The 5,851-nt window shown below is 57.3% G+C and carries 4 protein-coding genes and 1 pseudogene; 2 read left to right on the top strand and 3 right to left on the bottom strand.

Going from position 1 to position 5,851, the window contains the following annotated elements; translation table 11 throughout:
* Both B3520_RS10110 and B3520_RS10105 read left to right on the top strand, forming a co-directional pair.
* A pseudogene (locus tag B3520_RS10110) lies at window positions 1-782 on the top strand (mannitol dehydrogenase family protein); the annotation flags it as partial.
* 69 nt (window positions 783-851) lie between these two features.
* Window positions 852-1,952 (top strand): pectinesterase family protein, encoded by a 1,101-nt coding sequence (locus B3520_RS10105; RefSeq protein ID WP_286807150.1) that lies wholly within the window; start codon window positions 852-854, stop codon window positions 1,950-1,952.
* Window positions 1,953-2,020: 68 nt separating this feature from the next.
* On the opposite strand, the gene B3520_RS10100 is transcribed toward B3520_RS10105, so the two are convergent.
* The 3 genes from B3520_RS10100 to B3520_RS10090 all read right to left on the bottom strand — a co-directional run.
* Window positions 2,021-3,073, bottom strand: a complete 1,053-nt coding sequence (locus B3520_RS10100) for a class I fructose-bisphosphate aldolase (protein WP_286807151.1) — start codon at window positions 3,071-3,073, stop codon at window positions 2,021-2,023.
* Window positions 3,074-3,245: 172 nt separating this feature from the next.
* The gene (locus tag B3520_RS10095; RefSeq protein ID WP_286807152.1) at window positions 3,246-4,505 is read right to left on the bottom strand and encodes a 6-phosphofructokinase; all 1,260 of its coding nucleotides are present in this window, start codon (window positions 4,503-4,505) and stop codon (window positions 3,246-3,248) included.
* 451 nt (window positions 4,506-4,956) lie between these two features.
* On the bottom strand, window positions 4,957-5,851 hold an 895-nt coding region (locus tag B3520_RS10090; protein WP_286875973.1), incomplete at its 5' end, for a sigma 54-interacting transcriptional regulator.

The raw sequence follows: 5,851 nt of genomic DNA, 5'->3' as shown, positions 1-5,851 counted from the left end.
CCACCGACGACGATCGTCAGCACGTGGAGGAGTTGTTGGGCCTGCGCGATGAGGGAACGGTTTTTACCGAGCCGTTCACTCAGTGGGTCATTGAGGATAACTTCGTCAACGGTCGCCCCGCTTGGGAAGAGGTGGGCGCGCAATTGGTCGACGAGGTGGAAATCTTCGAGAAGATCAAGTTGCGCCTGCTCAATGGTGCTCATTCAACTCTGGCGTACTCCGGTTACCTCGCCGGCTTTGATTATGTCAGCGAGGTAATGGCCGAGCCGGCCTTCGTGAAGATGGTGGAAACCTATCATGCCCGGGAAGCCGGTGAAACGGTCAGTGCACCGGAGGGGTTTGATATTGAATTCTATAAAGGCCAGCTGCGCGACCGGTTTCGCAACAAATCGCTGAAACACCGGACCTGGCAGATTGCGATGGACGGCTCACAGAAGCTGCCTCAACGTCTTCTGCACACCTTGTGGGATCAGCTTCAGGGTGCTGGTCATATCGACATCATTACCCTGGGGGTTGCCGCCTGGATTCGCTATGTCTCTGGCGTTGATGAGAAGGGGCAGCCCATTGAGGTTTCCGATCCGTTGGCGGATACCTTGCGAGCGGCGTGTGATTCGGCAAAAGGTGATCCGGCGGCCATGGTCAAAGCGGTGGTTTCGATCAAGGAAGTGTTCGGCTCGGACCTCATCAATGAACCGGTGTTTGTCGAGTCCACCACTCGCTGGCTGACGTCGTTTTACGATAAAGGCGTACTGGTGACGGTTCGCGAACACTTTGGCGAGTAATTGCCCTCCCTGTCAGGCTGGGCGGCGCTCGCCCGGCCGGCTTTCCATAGCCCCTTTGAGATATTCATTATGAGACTCGTTTCGTTCGCCTTTGCGTTGTTGGCCATGATGGTGGTGGTTGGCTGTGGTGATGCCCGTCGAGACCTACACGCCGTTGTGGATCAACAGCAACGCGCGTTTGACGATCTGCCGGTCTACCCGACGGTGCAGGCCGCGTTGGACGCGGCTCCGGATTCGAGCGACGCCCCCCATCGTATTCTGATTCGCGCAGGAGAATACCGGGAGAAACTGAGAATCGACAAGCCCTTTATCCATCTATTGGGTGAAGGCATGGAACAGACCCGAATTCACTACGATGACTACGCCGGTCGGGACGACGGTGACGGTAGTAACCTGGGTACCTTCCGCAGCTATACGGTCAGTGTGACCAGCACCGATGTGCAGTTCCATTCGCTCAGTATCGAGAACCGCTTCGAATTTGTGGCCAACGATGCGCTGGCCAAGGACCATCCGGATCGGGTGAGCGGAACCCAGGCCGTTGCGCTGCACCTGGACAAGGGCAGTGATCGCATCCTGGCGCGGGATGTTCAGCTGCTCGGTCATCAGGACACGCTGTACATGAACGGCAAACGCGCCTGGTTCGACAAGTCGCGCATCGCCGGTAACGTGGACTTCATATTCGGCGCGGGTAATGCGTTGTTCACTGATTCGGATATTCTGACCACCGCACGCGGGAGCAGGCACGCCACACACGGTTATGTGACCGCGCCCTCCACGGATATCGAGTCAGAGTTCGGTTTTACCTTTCTCAACTGTCGGCTGCTCCGGGAGGAAGGCGTCCCGGATGACTCGACCGCGCTGGGTCGACCCTGGCATCCGACCACCACATTCGATGACGGCCGTTATGCCGATCCGGACGCGATTGGCAAAGCCGTTTTTGTGGGCTGCTACATGGCGGCACATATCAAGCAGTCCGGCTGGGACAAGATGGGTGGTACCGCTCCGGACGGCACCAGGATGTGGTTCACCCCGGAAGATTCCCGTTTCTTTGAGTATGGCAGTGAAGGGCCCGGCGCTCACGATCATGAGGGGCGGCGGCATTTATCCGAATCTGAAGTGAAACAATACCGGATTGATACCATTCTGGGAGATTGGGAGCCGGAGCGGTAGCTCCGTCCTGCCAACAAAAACGGCAGGACATACCTGCCGTTTTTGTTGATGTCATGAGTGCGTCGTGGTTAGGCGATCGTGATGCGCTTGTCCAGGTACACATCCTGAATCGCATTCAGCAGTTCCACCCCTTCGTTCATGGGACGCTGAAACGCCTTGCGGCCGGAAATCAATCCCATGCCACCGGCACGTTTGTTGATCACCGAGGTGCGCACCGCCTGAGCGAGATCACCGGCACCGGTGGATGCGCCGCCGGAGTTGATCAGGCCGATCCGACCCATGTAACAGTTGGCCACCTGGTAGCGGACCAGATCAATCGGGTGGTCGCTGGATAAATGACTGTAAACCTTCGGGTGGGTTTTCCCGACCTTCACCGCATTAAAGCCACCGTTGTTCTCTGCCATTTTCTGCTTGATGATATCCGCCTTGATGGTTACGCCCAGGTGGTTGGCCTGACCGGTCAGGTCGGCCGCGGTATGGTAGTCAACCCCATCCTGTTTGAAATCACCGTTGCGCAAGTAGGTCCAGAGAATGGTCATCATGCCAAGCTCGTGCGCCTGTTCGAACGCGGCGCTGATTTCCTGCAACTGACGGCGGGAATTCTCCGAACCGAAATAGATGGTGGCGCCGATGGCAACGGCTCCCATGTCGTAAGCCTGCTTGACCTGCCCGAACAGCGTCTGATCGTAAGTGGTCGGGTAGACCAGGGCATCGTTGTGGTTCAGCTTGACCACGAACGGAATACGATGGGCGTACCGGCGGGCAACGGACCCCAGCGCCCCCAGGGTTGAGGCCACCGCATTACAGCCGCCCTCAATGGCCAGTTCGACTATGTTCTTGGGGTCGAAGTACAGCGGGTTGGGCGCGAAGGAAGCGCCCCCCGAGTGTTCAATCCCCTGGTCCACCGGCAGGATCGACAGATAGCCCGTGCCGGCCAGACGGCCGTGATTGAGCAGTTGCTGATAGGCACGAAGCACCGGAATCGGGCGATCGGTCTGGGAAAAGGTCTGGCTGACGTAATCGGCACCGGGAAGCGTCAGCTGTTCCTGAGTGATTTTTTCACAACGGTGAGTGAGCAGGCTGTCCGCCTCTTCACCCAGCAGCTTGGTGATATCGTTCATGTCTTTCGTCTCTCAGTTGGTTGATACGCGCACTGGAGTGCGTCTCTATCGTGTTGGCCATCGGTGATGGCAGGTTGGGCTCCCCCGGGAATTGACAGAGACACCTTCTCCGGCCAAAAGCTCTCACCCCTTTCGCCGAAGAACATCGGTGTCCCTGTCAAAATCAATTCAATTAAAGATCGTAAAATTCCGCACACTTTTTGGGAATCACGGATTTGTTCAGTACCCGATAATCGGGCAGACCGTTCTGATAGGGAGGATAGGCCTCTCCCTCGATGAGGGGCGACAGGTATCGACGGGCTTTCTCGGTAATATGAAAGCCGTCGTCGCTGATGAAGTCGGTGGGTAGACATTTCTCGACGTTGGCCACCTCGGACAGGGGCGCCTTGTCGATGTGCCACCGGTAAGGCTGATCGCTTTCACGAACCACCACTGGCATGACGGCATTGTCCCCGTTGACCGCGTACCGCACGGCAGCGCGACCGAGTTCATAGGCCTGGTCCACATCGGTTTTCGACGCAATATGGCGGGCGGCCCGCTGCAGATAATCGCAGACTGCCCAGTGGCATTTGTAACCCGCATGCTGTTTGATTTTGTTCACAATGACGGGGGCAACGCCACCGAGTTGGGCATGACCAAAAGCGTCGGTGCTGCCGGAGCTGGAGAGAAACTCACCCGCTGCATCCTTCGCGCCCTCGGACACGACGATCATGCAGAAGCCGCGCTCGGCAACGACCCGGTCGAGCTGCTCCAGAAAGCGTGATTCATCCAGCTGCACTTCCGGGAACAGAATGATGTCCGGTCCCATGCCCCGCTCGTCCCGCGCCAACCCGGCGCTGGCGGCAACCCAGCCCGCGTGGCGCCCCATGACTTCCATGACGAACACCTTGGTGGAGGTGCGTTGCATGGAGGCGACATCGAAGGAGGCCTCGAGGATGGAAACTGCCGTATACTTTGCGACGGAGCCAAAGCCCGGGCAGCAGTCGGTGATCGGCAGATCGTTGTCCATCGTTTTGGGGACACCGATGCAGGTGATGGGAAAGCCCATCTTTTCGGACAACTGTGAGACTTTGTGCGCAGTATCCTGTGAGTCGCCGCCACCGTTGTAGAAAAAGTAACGAATATCGTGGGCCCGGAAGACCTCAATCAGGCGCTCGTATTGGGTGCGATGTTCCTCTATCGACTTGAGCTTGTAGCGGCAGGACCCAAAGGCGCCGGACGGAGTGTGCAGCAGTGCCGCCAGATCGCTCTCGGACTCGGCGGTGATGTCGATCAACTCTTCGGTCAGTGCGCCAATGATGCCGTCTCGGCCAGCGTAAAGCGTACCGATGGTGTCGGGGTGGGCTTTGGCTTCGGCGATAACACCGGCAGCCGACGCATTGATCACAGCGGTGACGCCGCCGGACTGCGCGTAAAATGCATTGTGTGGCACGGTCTGTTCCTTTGGTTGATAACAATGAGGTTATTCCTCATTGCGGTCTCTCGTCTCTCATCAGTGGGCGCTTTTTTTGACGTCTTCCGTAAGCTCTGTTGGCTTTTCCGGTTTGTGCGTCGCGCCTCACTCTATTTGATCATAGTGTCGGTATCGCACTCCGTAAATAATGTCGGGGTGCAGAATCCAGTGCCGATTGGTCGTCTTCTTGGGAGACGTTTGCTTGGGTGAGTTTTTATAGGGGGAGTGGATTTTAGCACAGGCAGAGCTGCTTGCAATGGTTGCGTGAGGATAAACCGGGTGTAACCGTTACGACTTTTTTGCGATGACCCGAGGCAATTATTGCGTACCGTTTACATAAGTATGACAAAGCAACAAGAGTGAATTAAGCGTCGGGTGCCATGCATCACCCGACGGCGTTGATTGTAGTAAGAATGACTTTCTCTTTGCTTCAGGGCTCAGCGCTATCATCTCCCCCCGCCATATCCAACTCTTTCAGTTTGCGAGTCAGGGTGTTCCGTCCCCATCCCAAAAGATTGGCGGCATCGCGTTTCCGACCTGCGGTGTACTTCAGGGCGGTTTCGATCAGTGCCCGTTCAAAAGTGGGTACCGCTTCACTCAACAGTTGGTGGTGTCCGCGCGCCAGAGCCTGATCCGCCCAGTGGCGCAGCGCCTTTTCCCAATCGTCGGCGGGGGCGTTGCCTTCCTTGTGGTGAAGCAGTTCCGGCGGCAGATCTTCAATGTGCACTTCACGCCCGGACGCCATGACGGTAATCCACCGGCAAGTGTTTTCCAACTGACGGACATTGCCGGGCCAGGCGAGGGCGCAGAAAAACTCTTCCGTTTCCGGCAGTAGAATCTTGGTATCCACATCCAGTTCGCCAGCGGCTTTTTGCAGAAAGAACTTGGCCAGCTTGGGAATATCTTCCCGGCGGTCGGCCAGCTTGGGAATATGAATGCGGATGACGTTAAGTCGGTGAAACAGGTCTTCACGAAAACGACCGTCGGCAACCAGGTTTTCGAGGTTCTGGTGCGTGGCGGCAATGATGCGAACATCTACTTTGACCGGCGTGTGGCCGCCTACCCGGTAAAACTCGCCGTCGGCCAGTACTCGAAGCAGACGGGTCTGGGTTTCGGCGGGCATATCGCCAATTTCGTCCAGAAACAGAGTGCCGCCATTGGCCTGCTCAAAGCGGCCCTGACGTTGCGCGGCCGCGCCGGTAAATGCGCCTTTTTCGTGGCCGAACAGCTCCGATTCCATCAGGTCCTTGGGGATTGCCGCCATATTCAAAGCAATGAAAGGTTCTTCCCGGCGGGGGCTGTGGCGATGCAGTGCGTGGGCAACC

Source organism: Marinimicrobium sp. UBA4509, from assembly GCF_002388575.1.
Lineage (GTDB): Bacteria > Pseudomonadota > Gammaproteobacteria > Pseudomonadales > Cellvibrionaceae > Marinimicrobium > Marinimicrobium koreense.
The sequence above is the reverse complement of the archived record's forward strand: the minus strand, read 5'-3'. Positions and strand labels throughout refer to the sequence as shown.

Coding starts and splice junctions, on each gene's coding strand:
- B3520_RS10100 (WP_286807151.1), bottom strand. CDS start 3,073: ATGAACGATATCACCAAGCTGCTGGGTGAAGAGGCGGACAGCCTGCTC.
- B3520_RS10105 (WP_286807150.1), top strand. CDS start 852: ATGAGACTCGTTTCGTTCGCCTTTGCGTTGTTGGCCATGATGGTGGTG.